The sequence below is a fragment of the Pseudomonas sp. GW823-FHT05G12 genome (assembly GCF_058795575.1).
In genome coordinates this window covers 1,952,729-1,974,706 of sequence record NZ_CM179501.1, presented here as the reverse complement: position 1 = coordinate 1,974,706, position 21,978 = coordinate 1,952,729, and the positions used below count along the sequence as shown (strand labels likewise).

Annotated in this window: 19 protein-coding genes; 3 read left to right on the top strand and 16 right to left on the bottom strand. The window is 60.7% G+C overall.

Annotated features, from left to right (window positions below; all coding sequences use genetic code 11):
- Nucleotides 1-14 precede the first annotated feature (14 nt).
- Nucleotides 15-878, top strand: a complete 864-nt coding sequence (locus AC3RCM_RS08930) for a pirin family protein (protein WP_064493142.1) — start codon at nucleotides 15-17, stop codon at nucleotides 876-878.
- 394 nt (nucleotides 879-1,272) lie between these two features.
- On the opposite strand, the gene AC3RCM_RS08925 is transcribed toward AC3RCM_RS08930, so the two are convergent.
- The 4 genes from AC3RCM_RS08925 to AC3RCM_RS08910 all read right to left on the bottom strand — a co-directional run bounded on the left by AC3RCM_RS08925 (nucleotide 1,273) and on the right by AC3RCM_RS08910 (nucleotide 4,991).
- Nucleotides 1,273-1,998 (bottom strand): dienelactone hydrolase family protein, encoded by a 726-nt coding sequence (locus AC3RCM_RS08925; protein WP_010954943.1) that lies wholly within the window; start codon nucleotides 1,996-1,998, stop codon nucleotides 1,273-1,275.
- A gap of 63 nt (nucleotides 1,999-2,061) precedes the next feature.
- On the bottom strand, nucleotides 2,062-3,966 hold the full coding sequence (gene htpG / locus AC3RCM_RS08920) for a molecular chaperone HtpG (RefSeq protein WP_014590273.1): 1,905 nt from the start codon (nucleotides 3,964-3,966) through the stop codon (nucleotides 2,062-2,064).
- A 69-nt stretch (nucleotides 3,967-4,035) separates the two neighbouring features.
- Nucleotides 4,036-4,518: a PaaI family thioesterase gene (locus AC3RCM_RS08915; RefSeq protein ID WP_003251519.1), complete on the bottom strand. Its 483-nt coding sequence runs from the start codon at nucleotides 4,516-4,518 to the stop codon at nucleotides 4,036-4,038.
- The gene (locus tag AC3RCM_RS08910; RefSeq protein WP_010954945.1) at nucleotides 4,515-4,991 is read right to left on the bottom strand and encodes a PaaI family thioesterase; all 477 of its coding nucleotides are present in this window, start codon (nucleotides 4,989-4,991) and stop codon (nucleotides 4,515-4,517) included. The genes AC3RCM_RS08915 and AC3RCM_RS08910 overlap by 4 nt, the downstream gene beginning before the upstream one ends.
- Nucleotides 4,992-5,145: 154 nt before the next feature.
- Here AC3RCM_RS08910 and AC3RCM_RS08905 point away from each other — a divergent pair, with 154 nt between their 5' ends.
- Nucleotides 5,146-5,418 carry a hypothetical protein gene (locus tag AC3RCM_RS08905; RefSeq protein WP_019437947.1) on the top strand — a complete coding sequence of 91 codons (273 nt, stop codon included), beginning with the start codon at nucleotides 5,146-5,148 and terminating at the stop codon, nucleotides 5,416-5,418.
- A 67-nt stretch (nucleotides 5,419-5,485) separates the two neighbouring features.
- Here AC3RCM_RS08905 and AC3RCM_RS08900 read toward each other — a convergent pair whose 3' ends face one another.
- The 11 genes from AC3RCM_RS08900 to sdhC form a co-directional block, all read right to left on the bottom strand.
- Nucleotides 5,486-6,235 (bottom strand): DUF599 domain-containing protein, encoded by a 750-nt coding sequence (locus AC3RCM_RS08900; RefSeq protein ID WP_010954947.1) that lies wholly within the window; start codon nucleotides 6,233-6,235, stop codon nucleotides 5,486-5,488.
- Between the two features lie 235 nt (nucleotides 6,236-6,470).
- Nucleotides 6,471-7,784: a branched-chain amino acid transport system II carrier protein gene (gene brnQ, locus AC3RCM_RS08895; protein WP_010954948.1), complete on the bottom strand. Its 1,314-nt coding sequence runs from the start codon at nucleotides 7,782-7,784 to the stop codon at nucleotides 6,471-6,473.
- A gap of 403 nt (nucleotides 7,785-8,187) precedes the next feature.
- Nucleotides 8,188-9,072 carry a succinate--CoA ligase subunit alpha gene (gene sucD, locus AC3RCM_RS08890; protein WP_003254203.1) on the bottom strand — a complete coding sequence of 295 codons (885 nt, stop codon included), beginning with the start codon at nucleotides 9,070-9,072 and terminating at the stop codon, nucleotides 8,188-8,190.
- Complete coding sequence (gene sucC / locus AC3RCM_RS08885; RefSeq protein ID WP_003254205.1) at nucleotides 9,072-10,238, bottom strand: ADP-forming succinate--CoA ligase subunit beta; 1,167 nt, start codon at nucleotides 10,236-10,238, stop codon at nucleotides 9,072-9,074. The genes sucD and sucC overlap by 1 nt, the downstream gene beginning before the upstream one ends.
- 171 nt (nucleotides 10,239-10,409) lie before the next feature.
- Nucleotides 10,410-11,846, bottom strand: a complete 1,437-nt coding sequence (gene lpdA, locus AC3RCM_RS08880) for a dihydrolipoyl dehydrogenase (RefSeq protein WP_010954949.1) — start codon at nucleotides 11,844-11,846, stop codon at nucleotides 10,410-10,412.
- A 93-nt stretch (nucleotides 11,847-11,939) separates the two neighbouring features.
- On the bottom strand, nucleotides 11,940-13,163 hold the full coding sequence (odhB, locus tag AC3RCM_RS08875) for a 2-oxoglutarate dehydrogenase complex dihydrolipoyllysine-residue succinyltransferase (RefSeq protein WP_064493140.1): 1,224 nt from the start codon (nucleotides 13,161-13,163) through the stop codon (nucleotides 11,940-11,942).
- Nucleotides 13,164-13,205: 42 nt separating this feature from the next.
- A complete protein-coding gene (locus AC3RCM_RS08870; RefSeq protein ID WP_003254210.1) occupies nucleotides 13,206-16,037 on the bottom strand; it encodes a 2-oxoglutarate dehydrogenase E1 component in 2,832 nt (943 codons plus the stop codon).
- A 246-nt stretch (nucleotides 16,038-16,283) separates the two neighbouring features.
- Nucleotides 16,284-16,988: a succinate dehydrogenase iron-sulfur subunit gene (locus AC3RCM_RS08865; protein WP_003254212.1), complete on the bottom strand. Its 705-nt coding sequence runs from the start codon at nucleotides 16,986-16,988 to the stop codon at nucleotides 16,284-16,286.
- Nucleotides 16,989-16,999: 11 nt separating this feature from the next.
- Complete coding sequence (sdhA, locus tag AC3RCM_RS08860) at nucleotides 17,000-18,772, bottom strand: succinate dehydrogenase flavoprotein subunit (RefSeq protein WP_003254213.1); 1,773 nt, start codon at nucleotides 18,770-18,772, stop codon at nucleotides 17,000-17,002.
- A 3-nt stretch (nucleotides 18,773-18,775) separates the two neighbouring features.
- The gene (gene sdhD / locus AC3RCM_RS08855; RefSeq protein ID WP_003254214.1) at nucleotides 18,776-19,144 is read right to left on the bottom strand and encodes a succinate dehydrogenase, hydrophobic membrane anchor protein; all 369 of its coding nucleotides are present in this window, start codon (nucleotides 19,142-19,144) and stop codon (nucleotides 18,776-18,778) included.
- Nucleotides 19,138-19,524: a succinate dehydrogenase, cytochrome b556 subunit gene (gene sdhC, locus AC3RCM_RS08850; RefSeq protein ID WP_008091902.1), complete on the bottom strand. Its 387-nt coding sequence runs from the start codon at nucleotides 19,522-19,524 to the stop codon at nucleotides 19,138-19,140. The genes sdhD and sdhC overlap by 7 nt, the downstream gene beginning before the upstream one ends.
- A 352-nt stretch (nucleotides 19,525-19,876) precedes the next feature.
- On the opposite strand from sdhC, the gene gltA reads away from it, so the two are divergent.
- Entirely contained in the window at nucleotides 19,877-21,166 is a 1,290-nt protein-coding gene (gene gltA / locus AC3RCM_RS08845) for a citrate synthase (protein WP_003254218.1), read from the top strand.
- Nucleotides 21,167-21,341: 175 nt separating this feature from the next.
- Here the strand turns inward: gltA and AC3RCM_RS08840 are convergent, their stop codons facing one another.
- Nucleotides 21,342-21,950, bottom strand: coding sequence for an START domain-containing protein (locus AC3RCM_RS08840; protein ID WP_492629526.1), 609 nt, complete (start codon nucleotides 21,948-21,950; stop codon nucleotides 21,342-21,344).
- Nucleotides 21,951-21,978 lie beyond the last annotated feature (28 nt).

The following is a 21,978-nucleotide window of genomic DNA, read 5'->3' as shown; positions in this document are numbered from 1 at the left end:
CTGGAGCCTTCCCCATGAGCAGCCCACTGGTCATCCACCCCCGAGCCGAGACGGTCGAGGGCCAGCCGATCCTGCGCCCGCTGCCGTCAGCCCAGTGCCGCAGCGTCGGCCCGTTCGTGTTCTTCGACCACATGCTCGAAACAGACTATGCCCCGGGGCATGGCATGGATATCCGCCAGCATCCGCATATCGGCTTGTCGACCCTGACCTACCTGTTCGAAGGCGCAATCCTGCACAAGGACAGCCTCGGCTCGGCGCAGCGGGTGCTGCCCGGTGATGTCAGCTGGATGACTGCGGGCAGCGGCGTCGCCCATGTCGAGCGCACCCCGGAAGATGCCCTGGCCCATGGCTCGCGCCTGCATGGGCTGCAGGTATGGCTGGCATCGCCACGCGAGTTTGAGCAAGGCCCGGCAAGCTACAGCCATCACCCCGCCGCGAGCTTGCCCGTCAGTGACAGCCTGGGTGTGCGTATCTGCATGATTGCTGGCAGCGGGTTCTGCCTGGTGTCGCCGGTGCCGGTGCTGTCCCCTACCCTTTATGCGCATGTACGGATGCAACCGGCAACCACCTTGCTGGTACCGAATGAGCATGTGCAGCGGGCGCTGTACCTGCTCGATGGTGAGCTGACGATGAACGATGAAGACGTGGAACCGTGCAGCCTGGTGGTACTGCCCGAGGGGGAAGAGGTGACGTTGTATGCGGAGGGTGAATGCCAATTGGTACTGATTGGCGGCGCACCGCTGGATGGGCCGCGTCGGATGAACTGGAATTTCGTGGCCAGCGACCCGGAGCTGATCGAGCGGGCTCGGGCCAGGTGGGCTGCGGGGGATTGGCCGGTGGTGCCGGGGGAACATTCGAGGATCGAGTTACCTCGGTGATCGGGGGTGGACACAGGTCGACGGTTGGGCGCAGCCCGTCGTGTAGGAGCGGGTTTACCCGCGAAGAGGCCGGACCTGCCGGCCAATTTCCACCCGCCGTTCACCGTTGATGCCGCTACCGTATTCGCGGGTAAACCCGCTCCTACGCCGAAGCAAGGGTGGACACATTGGTGATTGGACACAGGCCGTCGTGTAGGAGCGGGTTCACCCGCGAAAGGGCCGGCCCTGCTGGCCAATCTCCACCCGCGGTTCACCGTTGCCGCCGCCACCGTATTCGCGGGTAAACCCGCTCCTACACCCAGATCGAGGGTGAACGCACATTGGTGATTGGGCGCAGGCCGTCGCGTAGGAGCGGGTTCACCCGCGAAGGGCTGCAAAGCAGCCCCCTGCAAGCTCAACGCTGGAACACTTCACTCAGCAGATTATGCATCGAACGGAACGCTCGCTCGGAAGTGCGTCGGTCATACTGCATCTTGCCCGGCATATTGGCATTCGGGTCGGTAAACGAGTGCACCGCGCCGCCATAACTGAGCAACTGCCAGTCCACCTTGGCTGCGTTCATCTCGTCTTCGAATGCCGGCAGCTGCTCTTTAGGCACCAATGGATCAGAGGCACCATGCAACACCAGCACCGAGCCCTTGATGCGCTTGGCATCTTCAGGATTCGGCGTGTCCAGGGTGCCGTGGAACGATACGGCCGCACGCAGGTCAGCGCCGCTACGGGCCAGTTCCAAGGCACAGCAGCCACCGAAGCAGAAGCCGAAGGTGGCCACCTTGCCAGGCTCCAGCAACGCCTTCGACTGCCCCAGCAATTGCGCCAAGGCCTCCTGCATGCGCTTGCGCAGTTCGCCACGGTCATTCTTCAGCGGCATCATCGCCACGCCTGCCTCATCGGCATTGGACGGGCGCACCGATTGCCCGTACAGGTCGGCGATCAGCACCACATAGCCCTTCTCGGCCACTTCCTTGGCAATGCGCTCAGCACCTTCACCAATGCCCATCCAGTTCGGCGCCATCACCAGCCCTGGGCGGCCCAGCGCACCCGGCTCATAGACCAAACGGCTTTCGTAGGTCTTGCCAGATAGGTGATAAACCAGCGATTCGACGATTACTTTGCTCATCAAGCACTCCTTTGGCACTCGTCATAAAAAAGCCCGCCGAAGCGGGCTTTGCTGTGCATCAACTCAAGCAGACAGCTCGACCAGTAGCTTGTTCAGGCGACGAACGTAAGCCGCCGGGTCCTTCAGGCTGTCACCAGCCGCCAGGGCCGCCTGATCGAACAGGATGTGCGACAGCTCGGCGAAACGGTCTTCGCTCTGCTCGTGATCCAGCTTCTCGATCAGCGGGTGGCTCGGGTTGAACTCGAAGATCGGCTTGGACTCCGGCACTTTCTGCCCGCTGGCTTCCAGGATCTGGCGCATCTGCAGGCCCAGGTCCTGCTCGCCAATGGCCAGGATCGCCGGCGAGTCGGTCAGGCGGTGCGAGACGCGCACTTCGGCCACGCTGTCACCCAGCGCACCTTTCAGTCGCTCGACCAGACCTTCCTTGTCCTTGGCGACTTCTTCCTGAGCTTTCTTGTCTTCTTCCGAATCCAGCTTGCCCAGGTCCAGGTCGCCACGGGCAATATCGACAAAGGCCTTGCCGTCGAATTCGTTGAGGTAGCTCATCAGCCACTCGTCGATGCGATCAGTGAGCAGCAGCACTTCGATGCCTTTCTTGCGGAAGACTTCCAGGTGCGGGCTGTTCTTGACCTGCGCGTACGACTCGCCGGTGAGGTAATAGATCTTGTCCTGACCTTCCTTGGCGCGGGCCAGGTAGTCGGCCAGGGCGACGCTCTGCTCGCCGCTGTCGTCCTGGGTGGACGCAAAGCGCAGCAGACCGGCGATTTTCTCCTTGTTGGCGAAGTCTTCGGCCGGGCCTTCTTTCAGCACCTGACCGAAGTTTTTCCAGAAGCCCTTGTATTTCTCGGGTTCGTTCTTCGCCAGCTTCTCCAGCATGTCCAGCACGCGCTTGGTCAGCGCGGTCTTCATCGAATCGATGATCGGGTCTTTCTGCAGGATTTCACGCGACACGTTCAGCGACAGGTCATTGGAATCGACCACACCCTTGATGAAGCGCAGGTACAGCGGCAGGAACGACTCGGCCTGGTCCATGATGAACACACGCTGCACGTACAGCTTCAGGCCACGCGGCGCTTCGCGCTGGTACAGGTCGAACGGCGCACGGGCCGGCACGTACAGCAGCGAGTTGTATTCGAGCTTGCCTTCGACCTTGTTGTGGCTCCAGGCCAGCGGGTTTTCGAAGTCATGGCCGATGTGCTTGTAGAACTCCTGGTACTCCTCGTCCTTCACCTCGGTGCGCGAACGGGTCCACAGGGCGCTGGCGCGGTTGACGGTTTCCCACTCTTCGGCCGGCTGCTCTTCACCTTCGGCGGCGGCCTGCTCTTTCGGCAGTTGAATCGGCAGGGCGATGTGGTCGGAGTACTTCTTGACCACGTTGCGCAGGCGCCAGCCATCGGCGAACTCCTGCTCGTCCTTCTTCAGGTGCAGGACGATACGGGTACCGCGCTGTGGTTTGTCGATGGTGGCGACTTCGAACTCGCCCTCGCCTTTCGACGACCAGTGCACACCTTCGGCCGCTGGCTGGCCCGCACGGCGGCTGTACACGTCGACCTTGTCGGCAACGATGAACGCGGAGTAGAAGCCCACGCCGAACTGACCGATCAGGTGCGAGTCCTTCTTCTGGTCACCGGTGAGGTTTTTCATGAAGTCGGCAGTGCCGGACTTGGCGATGGTGCCCAGGTGGGCAATGACGTCTTCGCGGCTCATGCCGATGCCGTTGTCCTCGAGGGTCACGGTACCGGCGTCCTTGTCGAAGCTCAGGCGAATCTTCAGGTCAGCATCGCCCTCGAACAGCTCTGGCTTGGCCAGGGCTTCGAAACGCAGCTTGTCGGCGGCGTCGGAAGCGTTGGAAATCAGCTCCCGCAGGAAGATTTCCTTGTTCGAGTACAGCGAGTGAATCATGAGGTGCAGCAGTTGCTTCACCTCGGTCTGGAAGCCCAGCGTTTCCTTTTGTGTTTCCACAGTCATGGTCTTCGAAACTCCGATCTGATGGCGTTGGCGCCTGGCGGCCGGTTCGGCCAGCGTTAACGGCGGATGTCATGCAGATGGGGGCTGCCCGGATGATTTCAAGGGCTTTTCCGGTTCGATCTTGAAATGCGCACGGGCCGTAGCAATCGGCGACTGCCTGTCGCCCTGCCAGGCGGTGATGGCCACGTTGGTCACCCGCCGGCCCTGGCGCCACAGCTGGCACTGGGCGTAGGTATCGCGAAAATGCCCGGCGCGCAGGTAGTCGATGGAAAAGTCGATGATCTTCGGAATGCTTGCGCTCTCGCTGTAGATCAGCAGGTACAGCGCTGCCGACAGCTCCATGAAGCCGGCGATCACGCCGCCATGAATAGCCGGTAGCAGTGGGTTGCCGATATTGTCCGGGCTGGCCGGCAGGCGGAACAACACGTCATCGCCCTGACGCTCGCATTCGATGCCGATCAGCCCGGCATAGGGAATCAGTGCCAGCAACGGTCGATAGTCGCCCACCGCATGGGCGGCGTTGAGCTGTTGGCGTACCGCGTGCGGAATCATGCCTTGCCCTCCTTCAGACTGTCGCCGAAACGGATGCCGCCCTTGATGTCCTGGCCCAGGCGCATGAACGTGCCCACCACCTGGCAGATGGGCTGGTCGGGGTCGTCCTGGTAGGCGGTGCCACGGGTGAAGATCACGTCGCGGGTAACACGGTAGCACTGGGCGTGGCCGTAGATGTCCTTGCCGGCCTCAGCCGGGTGCATGTAGTCGATGCGCAGGTCCAACGTCGGGCACACTTCGAAGCGCGGCAGCACACACAATGTGGCCATGCCACAGGTGGTGTCCATCAGCGTGGTCAGCGCACCGCCGTGCACGGCACCGGTTTGCGGGTTGCCGACAATCGCCGGCGACCACGGCAGGACCAGGGTCATGCCATCGCCATCAGCCTGCGCCACGCGCATCTGCAACAACTGACAATGTTTTAACGCCGAGAGAAAGCGCTCGGCCATTGCCATCAAGGTTGAATCGCTCATCGGCTGTTCCCATCGGCCGCAGGGCAGCGGCATAAATTCGTTAAAAAGTCCATGTAGAACGGGACGTTATATATCTGTAATCTTCGTTGAACTTATTCCGCGTAGTTGTACTCGAAGGAACAAGTCACTTATTCCACCAAGGAGAAACACCCCCATGCGTAAACCTTTTGCTTTTGCTCTGATGCTGGCCGCTGCCATGGGCCTGGCTGCTTGCGATAAAGCGAGCGAAGACAAAGCCCAGGACGCACAGCAACACGCCGAGCAAGCCCAGGAAAAAATGGGTGAAGCTCAGGATAAGATGAACGAAGCCGCCGAGGAAAACGCCGAAGCTGCCAAAGATCAGGCCGAAGCCGAGCAGAAGGCTGCCGAAGAAGCCGCTCCGGCTACTCCGGCTCCTACTACACCGGCAGAACCTGCCAAGCAGTAATTGGCTAAAACAAAAAAACCCGACGATGTCGGGTTTTTTTGTGCCTGCGAACTTTCGATTAATCGTTTCAGTTGGAAACAACCGAGCTTTCCTTGGCCGGCTCCGACAGTACACTTTCGGTCGGTGTGAACACCATCACATCGAGTACATCCGAATGGAACTCTCGACGGTACAGAATCAGCACTACTCCCACACTCATCGCCATGAACAACCATGGGCTGATAAACCAGCTCAACATGGCCATGCCGAAGTAATACGAACGCAGCCCCAGGTTGAACTGGTTAGCCGCCAACGACAATACCCGCGCCGCGCGGGAGGCGAATGCCTTGCGCTCCAGCTCATTGACCAGCCGTTCGCCGATCATCGGCGCCGAGCCCACCAGCACGGCGGCAAAGTTGTATTGGCGCATGCACCAGCTGAACGTGAAGAAGGCATAGACAAATACCATGGCCAGGCACAGCAGCTTGATCTCCGACATGCCCTGGGATGTTTGCTGAACCAGCGGCAGGTCGGCCAGCAACGACAGTGCCCGGTCGGAGGCACCGAGCACGGTGAGGATGCCAGCCAGAATGATCAGGGTGCTGGAGGCGAAGAACGAAGCGTTGCGCTCCAGGTTACCGATCACGCTGGCATCGGCGATGCGGTTGTCGCGCAGCAGCATGCGGCGCATCCAGTCTTCGCGGTACAAGTGCAGCACGCTGGCCAGGCACGCGGTGTCGCGCCCCTTCCAGATCGCATAGCGGGTATAGCCACCCCAGCACAGGGCGAACCAGGCGATGGCCAGCAGGTTGTTGAGGTTGCTTTGGATGAAGTTCATGCAGGGTTACCGAAAGGGCCATGTGCCTAAAGGATAGGGACCGGATTTCGACGCTGGCAAGCGGCAAAAGGCACACCTGCACACTGAAAAATGCATTACCTGTTGCGAAGAGGCCGAAACCGGCAAACAGCAAAAAGCCCCGCATCCTTTCGGATACGGGGCTCTCTTGTTTTCACCCTTGGCGGGCACCCTTCGGCTTGTGGCCGGTGCCGCCCTCAGGCTTCAACTTGTTCAGTCAGGCCAGCGCCTCGCGCGGCTTGCCGAGCATGCGGTCGCAGGCCACGGCACCCACCAGGGTCACCACTGAAGGTACCAGCCAGGCCATGCCGGCATCACTCAATGGCAGGTGCGCCATGAAGTCTGGCAACACGTGGGCAAGGCTGCTGCCCTTGATCGCATCGACCATGCCGAACAGCAGCGAGACCAGCATCACGGGCGCCAGGATGCGCGTTGGCGAGTTCCACAGGTCTTTCACGAAGCTCAGGCCAACCACCACGATGCACGGCGGATAGATGGCGGTGAGCACCGGGATCGAGAACATGATCAGCTTGGTCAGGCCAAGGTTGGAAATCAGCAGCGAGAAGCCGGCAAGGATCACCACCAGCGCGCGGTACGACAGCGGCAGGATCTGGCTGAAGTACTCGGCGCAGGCACAGGTCAGGCCAACCGCGGTCACCAGGCAGGCCAGCGCGATCAGCACGGCGAGGAAGCCGCTGCCCAGGGAGCCGAAGGTGTGCTGTACGTAGGCATGCAGCACCGCCGCACCGTTGGTGGCGTCAGCCGCGATGTCGTGGCTGGTGGCACCCAGGCGGAACAGGCTGATGTAGACCAGGGCCAGCCCGACACCGGCGATCAGGCCGGCGATGATGGCGTAGCGGGTAATCAGCCTCGGCGACTCGACACCGCGCGAGCGAATGGCATTGACAATGACGATACCGAACACCAGGGCACCCAGGGTATCCATGGTCAGGTAGCCATCGGAGAAGCCCTTGGAGAACGCAGCGGCGGCATAGGCAGGCTGTGCGTCACCAATGCTACCGGCGGGCAGCGCGAAGGCAGCGATGCCCAGTACTGCCAGGGCAATGATCTTCAACGGTGCCAGGAAGCGGCCCACGGTGTCGAGCAACTTGCCAGGGTACATGGACACGGCCAGCACGACGATGAAGTACACCAGGCTGTAGATGAACAGCGCCAGCGGGCTTTCACCGGTCAGCGGTGCAACGCCCACTTCGAACGACACGGTGGCCGTACGCGGGGTGGCGAACAATGGGCCGACCGACAGGTAGCACACGGCTGCCAGCAGGCCGCCGAAGAACTTGCCGATCGGGCTGCTCAGTGCATCCATGCCGCCACCGACCTTGGCCAGAGCGACCACCGTGATGACCGGCAGGCCCACGGCAGTGACCAGGAAGCCCAAGGCCGCCATCCATACGTGCGGGCCAGACTGCAGGCCGACGATAGGCGGGAAGATGATATTGCCTGCACCCACGAAAAGCGCAAACGTCATAAAGCCAAGCGCCAGGATATCCTGGCCTTTGAGAACTTTCATTTAAGGTAGTACCACACTGCTGAAATCGGGATTCGAGAGGGGATTTCCCTTTGGGTAAGGGGAAATGCTGCCCGGCTTGATAGGCCAGACCCGTTTAGCGTGTCGTTCCCTTTTGGGGTACGGGCACAGAGTGAACGCGTAATGTAACTGGTTTGTCAGTCAAACGCACTGGCACAGTGCTGCTTGTCCGATGTGCGTACATGTTTGTCGTCTGTGTGACCGAGGACGGCAGGTATTATCCTCGGATTGAAACATTCGTCTGCGTGAAAATTCCTATCAAACCTATCGAAGAATCTCTATTGCCAGCACCGGCCTCTTCGCGGGTAAACCCGCTCCTGCGAACCCCACATACGACAAAGGCCACCCGAAGGTGGCCTCTGTGCGCGTGGGGGGTGTAGCAGTATTACTTCTTGGCTTCCCAGCCAGTCAGCTCGGCCAGGGCCTTGCCGATGTCAGCCAGGGAACGCACGGTTTTCACACCCGCGTCCTGCAGGGCGGCGAACTTCTCGTCCGCAGTGCCCTTGCCGCCGGAGATGATGGCGCCAGCGTGGCCCATGCGCTTGCCCGCAGGTGCAGTAACACCGGCGATGTAGGAAACGACAGGCTTGGTGACGTGGGCCTTGATGTAGGCCGCAGCTTCTTCTTCAGCCGAACCGCCGATCTCACCGATCATGACGATCGCTTCAGTCTTCGGGTCTTCCTGGAACAGCTTCAGGATGTCGATGAAGTTGGAGCCCGGGATCGGGTCACCGCCGATGCCGACGCAGGTCGACTGGCCGAAGCCGGCGTCGGTGGTCTGCTTCACAGCTTCGTAGGTCAGGGTGCCGGAACGCGAAACGATACCGACCTTGCCTGGCAAGTGGATGTGGCCTGGCATGATGCCGATCTTGCACTCGCCCGGGGTGATGACACCTGGGCAGTTAGGGCCGATCAGGGTCACGCCCAGCTCGTCGCACTTGACCTTGGCATCCAGCATGTCCAGGGTAGGAATGCCTTCGGTGATGCAGACGATCAGCTTGATGCCGCCAAAGGCAGCTTCCAGGATCGAGTCTTTGCAGAACGGAGCCGGTACGTAGATGACCGAAGCGTCAGCGCCGGTCGCTTCCACGGCTTCCTTGACGGTGTTGAACACCGGCAGGCCCAGGTGGGTGGTGCCACCCTTGCCTGGGGTTACGCCGCCGACCATCTTGGTGCCGTAGGCAATGGCCTGTTCGGAGTGGAAAGTACCCTGCGAGCCGGTGAAGCCCTGGCAGATGACTTTGGTATCTTTATTGATCAGGACGCTCATTACTTGCCCTCCGCAGCTTTGACAACTTGTTGAGCAGCGTCGGTCAGGCTGGTTGCCGCAATGATGTTCAAACCGCTTTCTGCCAGTACTTTAGCGCCCAGTTCGGCGTTGTTGCCTTCGAGGCGAACGACGACCGGAACTTTAACGCCGACTTCTTTCACTGCACCGATGATGCCTTCGGCAATCATGTCGCAGCGAACGATGCCGCCGAAGATGTTGACCAGAACGGCCGCGACATTGCTGTCGGACAGAATGATCTTGAACGCTTCGGTAACGCGCTCTTTGGTAGCACCACCGCCAACGTCGAGGAAGTTGGCCGGCTTGCCGCCGTGCAGGTTGACGATGTCCATGGTACCCATGGCCAGGCCGGCACCGTTGACCATGCAGCCGATGTTGCCTTCAAGGGCAACGTAGTTCAGTTCGAACTTGGCAGCGTGGGCTTCACGGGCGTCGTCCTGCGACGGGTCGTGGAAGGTTTTCAGCTTCGGCTGACGGTACATGGCGTTGGCGTCGATGTTGATCTTGGCATCGAGGCAGTGCAGGTCGCCATCGGCCTTGATCACCAGCGGGTTCACTTCCAGCAGCGCCAGGTCATGATCCTTGAACAGCTTGGCCAGACCAACGAAGATCTTGGCGAACTGTTGAACTTGCTTGCCTTCAAGGCCCAGCTGGAAAGCCAGCTCGCGACCCTGGAACGGCTGAGCGCCAACCAGTGGGTCGATGGTGGCCTTGAGGATTTTCTCAGGCGTTTCGTGAGCGACTTTCTCGATGTCCACGCCACCTTCGGTGGAAGCCATGAACACGATACGGCGGCTCGAACGATCGACTACAGCGCCCAGGTACAGCTCTTTGGCGATGTCAGTGCAGGATTCGACCAGAATCTTGGAGACGGGTTGACCGTTGGCATCGGTCTGGTAGGTAACCAGATTCTTGCCCAACCACTGTGCAGCGAACGCCTTGGCGTCTTCCTTGCTGCGAACCAGCTTTACGCCGCCCGCTTTACCGCGACCACCCGCGTGAACCTGGGCTTTTACAACCCACTCGTTCCCGCCGATCTTGTCGCAGGCTTCTGCAGCTTGCTCAGGGGTGTCGACTGCGAAACCCTTGGAAACTGGCAGGCCGTACTCAGCGAACAGCTGCTTACCCTGATACTCGTGAAGATTCATGCTTTTTACCGTCTTCGTTAGGTACTGCGCTTCGGCGCTGCGCCATCAGTGGCGCCGCACCACCTGTGACCGTTGACCCCGGGTTTCCCGTGTGATCCGGTCCGGCGGACTTTCCGCGGTGAGTCATGCACGCAAGACTCACGACGGGCAGCCCGCCGTGGTTTCTTATAATTAACGCTTCTTACGGTTGGCCACGTGAATGGCGCCGCCATTCACCGCCAGCGCTGCTTCATGCAACGCTTCGGACAGGGTTGGATGGCTGAAGACCATCATGCCCAGATCCTCGGCACTGGTGCCGAATTCCATTGCGATTGCGCCCTGCTGCACCAGTTCGGCAGCCGATGGGCCAATCACGTGAACACCCAGAACGCGGTCGGTCTTGGCATCGGCGATGACCTTGACGAAACCACCGGTGTCGTTGGCAGCCATCGCACGGCCGCTGGCCGCGAACGGGAAGGTGCCCACGTTAACCTCAACGCCCTCGGCCTTCAAGGCCTGTTCGGTCTTGCCGACCCACGCGATTTCCGGGTGGGTGTAGATGACCGACGGGATCAGGTCGTAGTTCATCTGGGCCTTGTGGCCCTTGATGCGCTCGACGACCATGATGCCCTCTTCCGAAGCCTTGTGGGCCAGCATCATACCGCGTACCACGTCACCGATGGCGTACACGCCCGGAACGCTGGTGGCGCAGTAATCGTCGACGAAGATGTAGCCACGCTCGTCGATGGTCACGCCGCTGTCGGAAGCCAGCAGATCGGTGGTCACCGGGCGACGACCGACTGCAACAATCAGCTTGTCGAAGGTGATCTTCTGCTCGCCTTCGGCGTTGGTGTAGGTCACTTCGACTTCATTGCCGTTGACTTTCGAGCCGGTGACGCGAGCGCCCAGCTTGATGTCCAGGCCTTGCTTGGTCAGGGTCTTCTGGGCTTCTTTCGACACGGCGGTGTCGGCAGCCATCAGGAAGGTGTCCAGGGCTTCCAGGACGGTCACTTCAGCACCCAGGCGAGCCCATACCGAGCCCAGCTCCAGGCCGATCACGCCTGCACCGATAACGCCCAGGCGCTTCGGTACGGCCTGGAATTCCAGGGCGCCGGTGGAGTCGACGATGACATTCTGGTCGACCGGGGCCGGCGGAATGTCGATCGGGCGCGAGCCGGAAGCCAGGATCACGTTCTCGGCTTCGATGACTTCGGTGGTGCCGTCAGCCTTGGTGACTTCGACCTTCTTGCCGGCCAGCAGCTTGCCGTGGCCCTGGATCGAAGTGACGCCGTTGGCCTTGAACAGGGTGGCAACGCCACCGGTCAGGTTCTTGACGATGCCGGCCTTGCGGCCAACCATCGCGGCGACGTCCATCTTCACTTCGCCAGTGGAGATACCGTGGACGTTGAAGCTCTCTTTGGCTTCCTTGTACTTCCAGGAGCTGTCCAGCAGCGCCTTGGAAGGAATGCAACCTACGTTCAGGCAGGTGCCGCCCAGGGCCAGTTTGCCCTCGGCGTCGGTGTACTTCTCGATACAGGCAGTCTTCAGACCAAGTTGGGCAGCCTTGATGGCAGCCACATAGCCGCCTGGGCCTGCACCGATTACCACTACGTCGAATTTCTGGGTCATAAAAGATTCCTTATCAGCTACAAGCTACAAGCCGCGAACCGCGCGGCCTGGCTTCTTGCGAAGCCAGGCCCGGCACGGTACGCAGCCAGAGGGTTAGATGTCCAGCAGCAGGCGGGACGGATCTTCCAGCAGGTTCTTGATAGTGACCAGGAAGGTTACCGCTTCCTTGCCGTCGATCAGGCGGTGATCGTACGACAGCGCCAGGTACATCATCGGGCGAATCACGACCTGGCCATTGATGGCCATCGGGCGCTGGATGATGTTGTGCATGCCGAGAATGGCGGCCTGCGGCGGGTTGACGATCGGGGTCGACATCATCGAACCGAAGGTGCCACCGTTGGTGATGGTGAAGGTGCCACCGGTCATCTCTTCGATGGACAGTTTGCCGTCACGGGCCTTCTTGCCGAAGGTAGCGATGCCGTTCTCGATTTCAGCCAGGCTCATCGACTCGGCGTTACGCAGCACCGGCACCACCAGGCCACGGTCGCTGGACACGGCAACACCGACGTCGGCGAAGCCGTGGTAGACGATGTCGTTGCCGTCGATCGAGGCGTTGACAGCCGGGAAGCGTTTCAGCGCTTCGGTAGCAGCCTTGACGAAGAACGACATGAAGCCCAGGCGCACGCCATTGTGGGTCTTCTCGAACAGGTCCTTGTACTTCGAACGCAGGGCCATGACTTCGGTCATGTCCACTTCGTTGAAGGTGGTCAGCATCGCCATGTTCGACTGGGCTTCGACCAGGCGCTCGGCGATCTTGGCACGCAGGCGGGTCATCGGCACGCGCTTCTCGGTACGGTCGCCAGCGGCGACGACAACCGGGGCAGCGGCAGCAGCGGCAGGCTTGGCAGCCGGTGCAGCGGCAGGTGCCGACTTCTTCTTGGCAACAGCAGCAACCACGTCTTCCTTGGTGACGCGACCGCCTTTACCGGTACCTGCAACGGTAGCCAGGTCGATGCCGTTTTCTTCAGCCAGCTTGCGCGCAGCCGGGGCAGCGATCGGGTCATCTTCGCCAGCATCAGCGCTGGCAGCAGCCGGAGCAGCTGCAGGCGCGGCGGCCGCGGCTGGCGCAGCGGCAGCACCACCCTCAACGATCGAACCCAGCAATTCGTCGGACAGGACGGTGTCGCCCTCGCCCTTGACGATGTCGCCCAGCACGCCATCGGCAGTAGCCAGTACTTCCAGAACAACCTTGTCAGTCTCGATGTCGACGATCAGCTCGTCACGCTTGACGGCTTCGCCCGGCTTCTTGTGCCAGGTGGCAACGGTGCCATCGGCAACCGATTCCGGGAAGGTTGGGGCTTTGATCTCGATAGCCATTATCTGTGTTTCCTTAAATTCGGTTTCAGGTGCGCGAAGGCGTTAGACAGTGAAGGCGTCTTGCAGCAGTTTTTCCTGCTGTTCGGCGTGCTTCGAAGCGTAACCACAGGCTGGCGCGGCAGAAGCGTCGCGACCGGCGTATTCCAGGACCAGTGCCTTGTTGTGGCGGCCCAGGATACGGCGCATGTGGTGCTGGCTGCTGTACCAGGCGCCCTGGTTCATCGGCTCTTCCTGACACCAGACCGCATGCTTGAGGTTGGTGTAAGGGGCGAGGATTTCGACCAGATCGTCCTCAGGGAACGGATACAGCTGCTCGATACGCAGGATGGCGATGTCTTCGCGGCCTTCGGCACGGCGTTTTTCCAGCAGGTCGTAGTAGACCTTGCCGCTGCACAGCACCAGACGCTCGACCTTGGCCGGATCGATTGCGTCGATTTCCGGGATCACGGTCTGGAACGAGCCTTCTGCCAGGTCTTCCAGGGTCGAGATGGCCAGCTTGTGGCGCAGCAACGACTTCGGCGTCAGGACTACCAGCGGTTTGCGCAGCGGGCGAATGACCTGGCGACGCAGCAGGTGGTAAATCTGTGCCGGCGTCGTCGGTACGCAGACCTGGATGTTGTGCTCGGCGCACAGCTGCAGGTAACGCTCCAGACGCGCGGAGGAGTGCTCCGGCCCCTGCCCTTCATAGCCGTGTGGCAGCAGCATGGTCAGGCCACACAGGCGGCCCCACTTGTGCTCACCACTGGTGATGAACTGGTCGATCACCACTTGCGCACCGTTGGCGAAGTCGCCGAACTGGGCTTCCCAGATCACCAGCGCGTTCGGCATGGTGGTGGAGTAGCCGTATTCGAAGGCCAGTACCGCCTCCTCGGACAGGAACGAATCGTACAGATCGAAACGTGGCTGGCCTGGGAACAGGTTCTGCAACGGAATGTAGGTGCTGGCGTCCTTCTGGTTGTGCAGCACCGCGTGACGGTGCGAGAAGGTGCCACGGCCAATGTCCTGGCCGGTCATGCGGATCGGGTGACCTTCGAACTGCAGGGTGGCGTAAGCCATCGTCTCTGCATAACCCCAGTTGATCGGCAAGCCACCGGCCTGCATCTTCTGACGGTCTTCGTAGATCTTCGACACCTGACGCTGGACCACGAAACCTTCCGGCAGCTCGAGCAGCTTGGCCGACAGATCCTGCAGGGTCTTGAGGTCGAAACGGGTGTCGTGACGCGCGGTCCAGGCATGGCCCAGGTACGGACGCCAGTCGACGAACAGCTCGCGGTTCGGCTCCTTGACCAGGCTTTTCACCACGTGCAGGCCATTGTCCAGCGCGTTGCGGTACTCGTCGATCTTGGCCTGAGCGCGCTCGGCGTCGATGCGACCGGCCTGGATCAGCTGCTCGGCATACAGCTCACGGGTAGTGCGCTGCTTGCTGATTTGCTGGTACATCAGCGGCTGGGTGCCGTTAGGCTCGTCAGCCTCGTTGTGGCCACGGCGACGGTAGCAGACCAGGTCGATGACCACGTCACGCTTGAACTGCATGCGGTAGTCGATGGCCAGCTGGGTGACGAACAGCACGGCTTCCGGGTCATCGCCGTTCACGTGCAGGATCGGTGCCTGGATCATCTTGGCAACGTCGGTCGCGTACTCGGTGGAGCGCGCATCCAGCGGGTTGCTGATGGTGAAACCAACCTGGTTGTTGATCACGATGTGCACGGTACCGCCGGTCTTGAACCCGCGGGTCTGCGACATCTGGAAGGTTTCCATGACCACGCCCTGGCCAGCGAACGCAGCGTCGCCGTGGATCGAGATCGGCAGCACCTTGTCGCCAACGGTATCGTTGCGGCGGTCCTGACGGGCGCGCACCGAACCCTCGACCACCGGCGAAACGATTTCCAGGTGGGACGGGTTGAACGCCATGGCCAGGTGCACTTCGCCACCCGGGGTCATCACGTTCGAGGAGAAGCCCTGGTGATACTTCACGTCACCGGAGCCCAGCTCGTTCATCTTCTTGCCTTCGAACTCGTCGAACAGCTCGCGCGGGTTCTTGCCGAAGGTGTTCACCAGCACGTTCAGACGGCCACGGTGGGCCATGCCGATCACGACCTCCTTGGCGCCGTAAGAACCGGAACGCTGGATCATTTCATCCAGCATCGGAATCAGGCTCTCGCCGCCTTCAAGGCCGAAACGCTTGGTGCCCGGGTACTTGGTGCCCAGGTACTTTTCCAGGCCCTCACCGGCGGTCACGCGCTCGAGCAGGTGGGCCTGCACGTCAGCGGAAAACTCCGGACGGCCGCGCACGCTTTCCAGGCGCTGCTGGAACCAGCTGCGCTGCTCGGAATCGACGATGTGGGTGAATTCGGCGCCAATGGTGCGACAATATGTCTTCTGGAGTGCATCGAAGATGTCGCGTAGGCTCGCCTCCTCTTTGCCGATGAACAGGTCGCCGGCACGGAAGGTCGTATCAAGATCGGCATTGGTCAAGCCGTAGTGATTGATCGACAGGTCTACGGGCGCAGGGCGCTGCCACAACCCCAACGGGTCGAGCTTCGCAGCCTGATGGCCGCGCATACGATAGGCCTGGATCAGTCGCAGAACTTCAACCTGCTTCTTCTCGTGTTCACTGCTCACGCTCCCGGCGGAAACCGGTTGGGCGCGGCGCTGGTTCTTTGCCAGCAGTACGAAATGGTCGCGGATTGTCGAGTGCGATACATCAGTAGCGGTGCTGCCGTCGGCTGGCAACTTCTGGAAGTAAGTGCGCCACTCTTCTGGCACAGCGTTAGGGTCGTGCAGGTAGAGCTCGTAGAGCTCTTCCACATATGCAGCGTTACCACCTGAAAGGTGGGCGCTATCCCACATGCGCTGCATCACGCTTTCTTGCATGCTTGGTCACCCTCGATTAGGGGACTGATCGGCGAGAGCCACAGCAAACCTGGAAAAGTCCGAAAACAGCGACTGAACCACGCCACCTGGATCCTGCTGATTTTCCGGGTACCAGCCCGGAAAGCCCCTGCTGGTCTCATATCTTCATAGGTAATGAACGCGGGCTTTGTGGGCCCTTGTTCGGGTTTTACCTCAGTGCGGGCTCACCACCCGCACCTCGGCTTACTGCAGGTACAACGCTTTGTATCAGGTGCCGCTTTGCAGCAGCATGTTACGTACGTGACCGATTGCCTTGGTCGGGTTCAGACCTTTCGGGCAAACGTTTACGCAGTTCATGATCCCGCGGCAGCGGAATACGCTGAACGGGTCATCCAGGGACGCCAGGCGCTCCTGAGTCTTGGTATCGCGGCTGTCGGCAAGGAAGCGGTAGGCTTGCAGCAATGCTGCCGGGCCCAGGAACTTGTCCGGGTTCCACCAGAACGACGGGCAGGAAGTCGAGCAGCAAGCGCACAGGATGCACTCGTACAGGCCGTCCAGCTTGTCACGGTCTTCCGGCGACTGCAGGCGCTCGATGGCCGGGGCCGGGGTGTCGTTCTGCAGGAACGGCTTCACCTTCTCGTACTGCTTGTAGAAGATGCTCATATCGACCACCAGGTCACGAATGACCGGCAGGCCTGGCAGAGGACGCAGAACCAGCTTGCCGCCTTTCACCACCGCCGACAGCGGGGTGATGCAGGCCAGGCCGTTCTTGCCGTTCATGTTCATGCCATCGGAACCGCAAACGCCTTCACGGCAGGAGCGACGGTACGAGAAACCCTCGTCCTTTTCCTTGATCAGTGCCAATACATCCAGCACCATCAGGTCCTTGCCGCCGGTATCGACGTCGAACGACTCCATTTTTGGCGCCGAATCGGTATCCGGGTTGTAACGATAAACTTCGACTTTCAACATAGCAGCCACCCTTAGTAAGTCCGGACTTTTGGTTCGAAGGCTGGAACAGTCTTCGGCGCAAAGTTGACGCCGCGCTTGGCAACGCGCTTCTCACCCGGGTAGTACAGGGTGTGGCACAGCCAGTTTTCGTCGTCACGGTCTTCGAAGTCTTCACGGGCGTGAGCACCGCGGGACTCTTTACGGGCTTCGGCCGCGATAGCGGTAGCTTCGGCGACTTCCAGCAGGTTCTGCAGCTCCAGCGCTTCGATACGCGCGGTGTTGAAGGCCTGGGACTTGTCGTTGATCTTGACGTTGGCGATACGGTCACGCAGACCGGCCAGCTGCTCGATACCCTTCTGCATGTATTCGCCAGTACGGAATACACCGAAGTAGTTCTGCATGCAGCTCTGCAGCTCGCGCTTCAGGCTGGCAACGTCTTCACCGCTGGTACGCTCGTTGAGCTTGTTCAGGCGGTTCAGGGCAACATCGACGTCGGTGTCGCTGGCGTCGCGGTATTCCACGCCTTCGCTCAGCGCCTTCTCCAGGTGCAGGCCGGCAGCACGGCCGAACACCACCAGGTCGAGCAGCGAGTTGCCGCCCAGGCGGTTGGCACCGTGAACCGATACGCACGCCACTTCACCTACGGCGAACAGGCCCGGGATGATGTGATCCTGGCCGTCGGCGTCCATGGTGATGGCCTGGCCATGAATGTTGGTGGCAACGCCGCCCATCATGTAGTGGCAGGTCGGCACGACCGGCACCGGCGCGACCACAGGGTCGACGTGGGCGAAGGTCTTGGACAGTTCGCAGATACCTGGCAGGCGGCTGTGCAGCACTTCCTCGCCCAGGTGGTCCAGCTTCAGCAGTACGTGGTCCTTGTTCGGGCCCACGCCGTTGCCGGCGATGATTTCCTTGACCATGGAACGGGCAACCACGTCGCGGCCGGCCAGGTCTTTGGCGTTCGGCGCGTAACGCTCCATGAAGCGCTCGCCGTGGGCGTTGATCAGGTAGCCACCTTCACCGCGGCAACCCTCGGTGACCAGTACACCGGCGCCGGCGATACCGGTCGGGTGGAACTGCCACATTTCGATGTCCTGCACCGGCACGCCTGCACGCAGGGCCATGCCGATACCGTCACCGGTGTTGATCAGGGCATTGGTGGTGGACGCGTAGATACGGCCCGCACCGCCAGTGGCCAACACGGTGGCCTTGGACTTGATGTACAGGGTTTCGCCGGTTTCGATGCAGATGGCGATCACACCCACGAATGCGCCGTCCTGGTTCTTCACCAGGTCAACTGCGTAGTACTCGTTGAGGAACGTGGTGCCCGCTTTCAGGTTGCCCTGGTACAGGGTGTGCAGCAGTGCGTGACCGGTACGGTCGGAAGCGGCACAGGTACGGGCGGCCTGGCCACCCTTACCGAAGTCCTTGGACTGACCACCGAACGGGCGCTGGTAGATGCGGCCGGTTTCGGTGCGCGAGAACGGCAGACCCATGTGATCCAGCTCGAAGACCGCAGCCGGGCCTTCCTGACACATGTATTCGATAGCGTCCTGGTCACCGATGTAGTCGGAACCCTTGACGGTATCGTACATGTGCCAGCGCCAGTCGTCGTTCGGGTCGGCCGAAGCGATGGCGCAGGTGATGCCGCCCTGGGCGGATACGGTGTGCGAACGGGTCGGGAAGACCTTGGTGACTACGGCAGTCTTGTGGCCGCCTTGAGCCAGTTGCAGCGCTGCGCGCATGCCGGCGCCGCCGCCACCGATGATGATGGCGTCGAAGGAAATGGTTGGAATGCTAGCCATGGATCAGATACCCCAGAGAATCTGCACACCCCAGACGAAGTAAGCGAACATCGCAACGCCGCATACCGCCTGGAACAGGAAACGAATCGCAGTTGCCGACTTGCCGAACGACATAGGCGTCAGGTAGTCGGTTGCAATGGTCCACATGCCGACCCAGGCGTGAGCGCCCAGGGCAACGAGGGCCAGCAGACTGAAGATCCGCATCGCGTTGTTGGAGAACAGACCATGCCACTGGGTGTAGTCGATGCCTGGGTGGGCGACCACGTAGCCGATCAGGAAGAGGAAGTAAGCCGCGAGAACGACCGCAGAAACGCGCTGCGCCATCCAGTCATAGAGGCCCGAACGCGACAGGTTCGTGACATTGGTTACCATACCCAAACTCCCACCAGAACGATCAGCACCACGGAGATGACGATCACGATTTTCGAGCCCAGCTTGCCGCCTTCCAGCGTCTCACCGATACCCATGTCCATGATCAGGTGACGAACACCTGCCACGAGGTGATAAAGCAGGGCGGACAGCAGGCCCCAGGTCACGAACTTGGCCAGCGGGCTGGTCAGACACGCCTTCACCTCACCGAAGCCTTCCTCGGAACCCAGCGACTTGCCCAGTGCATAAAGCATGATGGCAAGGCCGATGAACAGGATGACGCCGGAGATACGGTGCAGGATGGACGTGTACGCAGTGACGGGGAGCTTGATGGTCCTTAGGTCTAGGTTTACAGGTCGTTGGCTTTTCACGGCTTTTTTCACACTGAAGAGCCCCTAGCGAATCAGGGCAAAGTTGTTGGTAAGTGTACTGGTCAGGTACCCACCACCCAGGGAACGGCGACCCCCAGCAGTTCGGGCTTGCAAGCCCCTGGCGGTCGGGTGCCGAGTATAGACAGTTAGGCTGCTTATGACAACGTGACGGGGTAGCCCAAATAGCGCATTGCCTTTAATGAACAAAAGGCGTAAATGGGCGAGAATTTCGGGAAAAATCAGGCTTGAATGCCTGATTCAACAAGCCTTTAGGCAAATTGACATCTGAATTTATCCCTCTATAGTGGTGCGGGCCCTGCGTGGGGGGTCTGTCTGATGATTTCAAGCATTAATAGGAGGCCACATGGCTGACAAAAAAGCGCAGTTGGTCATCGAGGGCGCTGCCCCCGTCGAGCTGCCCATTTTAACCGGCACCGTTGGTCCTGATGTAATCGACGTCCGCGGGTTAGGGGCCACTGGTCACTTCACCTTCGACCCAGGTTTCATGGCGACTGCCTCGTGCGAGTCGAAGATCACCTATATTGACGGCGACAAAGGTATCCTGCTGCACCGCGGCTACCCGATCGAGCAACTCGCCGAACAGTCCGACTACCTCGAAACCTGCTACCTGCTGCTCAATGGCGAACTGCCGAACGCCGAGCAGAAGGCCCAGTTCGTCAGCACCGTCAAGAACCACACCATGGTTCACGAGCAGCTGAAGTCCTTCTTCAACGGCTTCCGTCGCGACGCTCACCCGATGGCGGTGATGTGCGGCGTAGTCGGCGCCCTGTCGGCGTTCTATCACGACTCCCTGGACATCAATAACCCGCAACACCGCGAAATCTCCGCGGTGCGCCTGGTCGCCAAGATGCCGACCCTGGCTGCGATGGTTTACAAGTACTCCATGGGCCAGCCGATGATGTACCCGCGCAACGACCTGTCGTACGCGGAAAACTTCCTGCACATGATGTTCAACACCCCGTGCGAGATCAAACCGATCAGCCCGGTGCTGGCCAAGGCAATGGACCGGATCTTCATCCTCCACGCCGACCACGAGCAGAACGCCTCCACCTCCACCGTTCGTCTGGCAGGCTCGTCGGGTGCCAACCCGTTCGCCTGTATCGCCGCCGGTATCGCCGCACTGTGGGGCCCGGCCCACGGCGGTGCGAACGAAGCCGTACTGACCATGCTGGATGAAATCGGCGATGTCTCGAACATCGACAAATTCATCGCCAAGGCCAAGGACAAGAACGACCCGTTCAAGCTGATGGGCTTCGGTCACCGCGTGTACAAGAACCGCGACCCGCGCGCCACCGTGATGAAGCAGACCTGCGACGAAGTCCTGCGCGAGCTGGGCATCAAGAACGACCCGCAGCTGGAACTGGCCATGCGCCTGGAAGAGATCGCCCTGACCGATCCTTACTTCATCGAGCGCTCGCTGTACCCGAACGTCGACTTCTACTCGGGGATCATCCTCAAGGCGATCGGTATTCCGACCAGCATGTTCACCGTGATCTTCGCCCTGGCACGTACCGTGGGCTGGATCTCGCACTGGAAAGAAATGCTCTCCAGCCCGTACAAGATCGGCCGTCCGCGCCAGCTGTACACCGGCGAGCAGAAGCGCGACATCGTTGCCCTGAAAGACCGCAAGTAAGCTGCAGTAGCCGAACGCAAGAAGGCTGCCCTCGGGCAGCCTTTTTCATTTGTCCTGTACCGGCCTCTTCGCGGGCTTGCCCGCTCCCACAGGTACTGCACAGATCTCGAGGGCTGCGCTGTACCTGTGGGAGCGGGCAAGCCCGCGAAGAGGCCGGCACAGACACCACAAAACCTCAGTTTTTCTCCGCCCGCTCGCGCAGCCCTTTCAGGGTATTGAACGGCGCATCCACCACGAACTTGTTGGCCACCATCGCCGGCACGCTACCACCTGGCTCGGTGTGCACCTGGTAGGTCACTTCAGTGCTGTCACCCTTGGGCACCAGCTTCCAGAAGCCGTCGACTTTTGCCACCCGAACAAAACCCTTCTCTTCCGGCAGGTAAGTCGGCTCTTCTTTCAGGTTACGGGTCAGGCTGCCATCCGCCTCCTTGACGGTCGTAATGTGCAGCACGGAATCACGCGGCGTCACCGGCCATGGCGTATTGAACTGGGTATAGGTCCAGCTCTGGTCACCTTCGTACTTGAGCAGCTTCTGCGACTTGCATTCGTGAATCCAGGCACAAGCCCCGGACACGTCCTCCTGCAGCGCCTCGACCTTGGCCAGCGGCGCCTTGATCACGGTCACACCGCGATAGGCCTTGTACTTGGACCCGGCCACCTCACTGAGGGATACCTTGATGCCCTCCTCGTCCTTGGCCACTTGCCAGTTTTCAGCCCAGGCCACAGGCGACAGCAGAACACCCACACCACACAGCAGTGCAATACGCTTGAACGATCTCATCATGTTTATCCTTGTTGTCGAAGATCCAGCC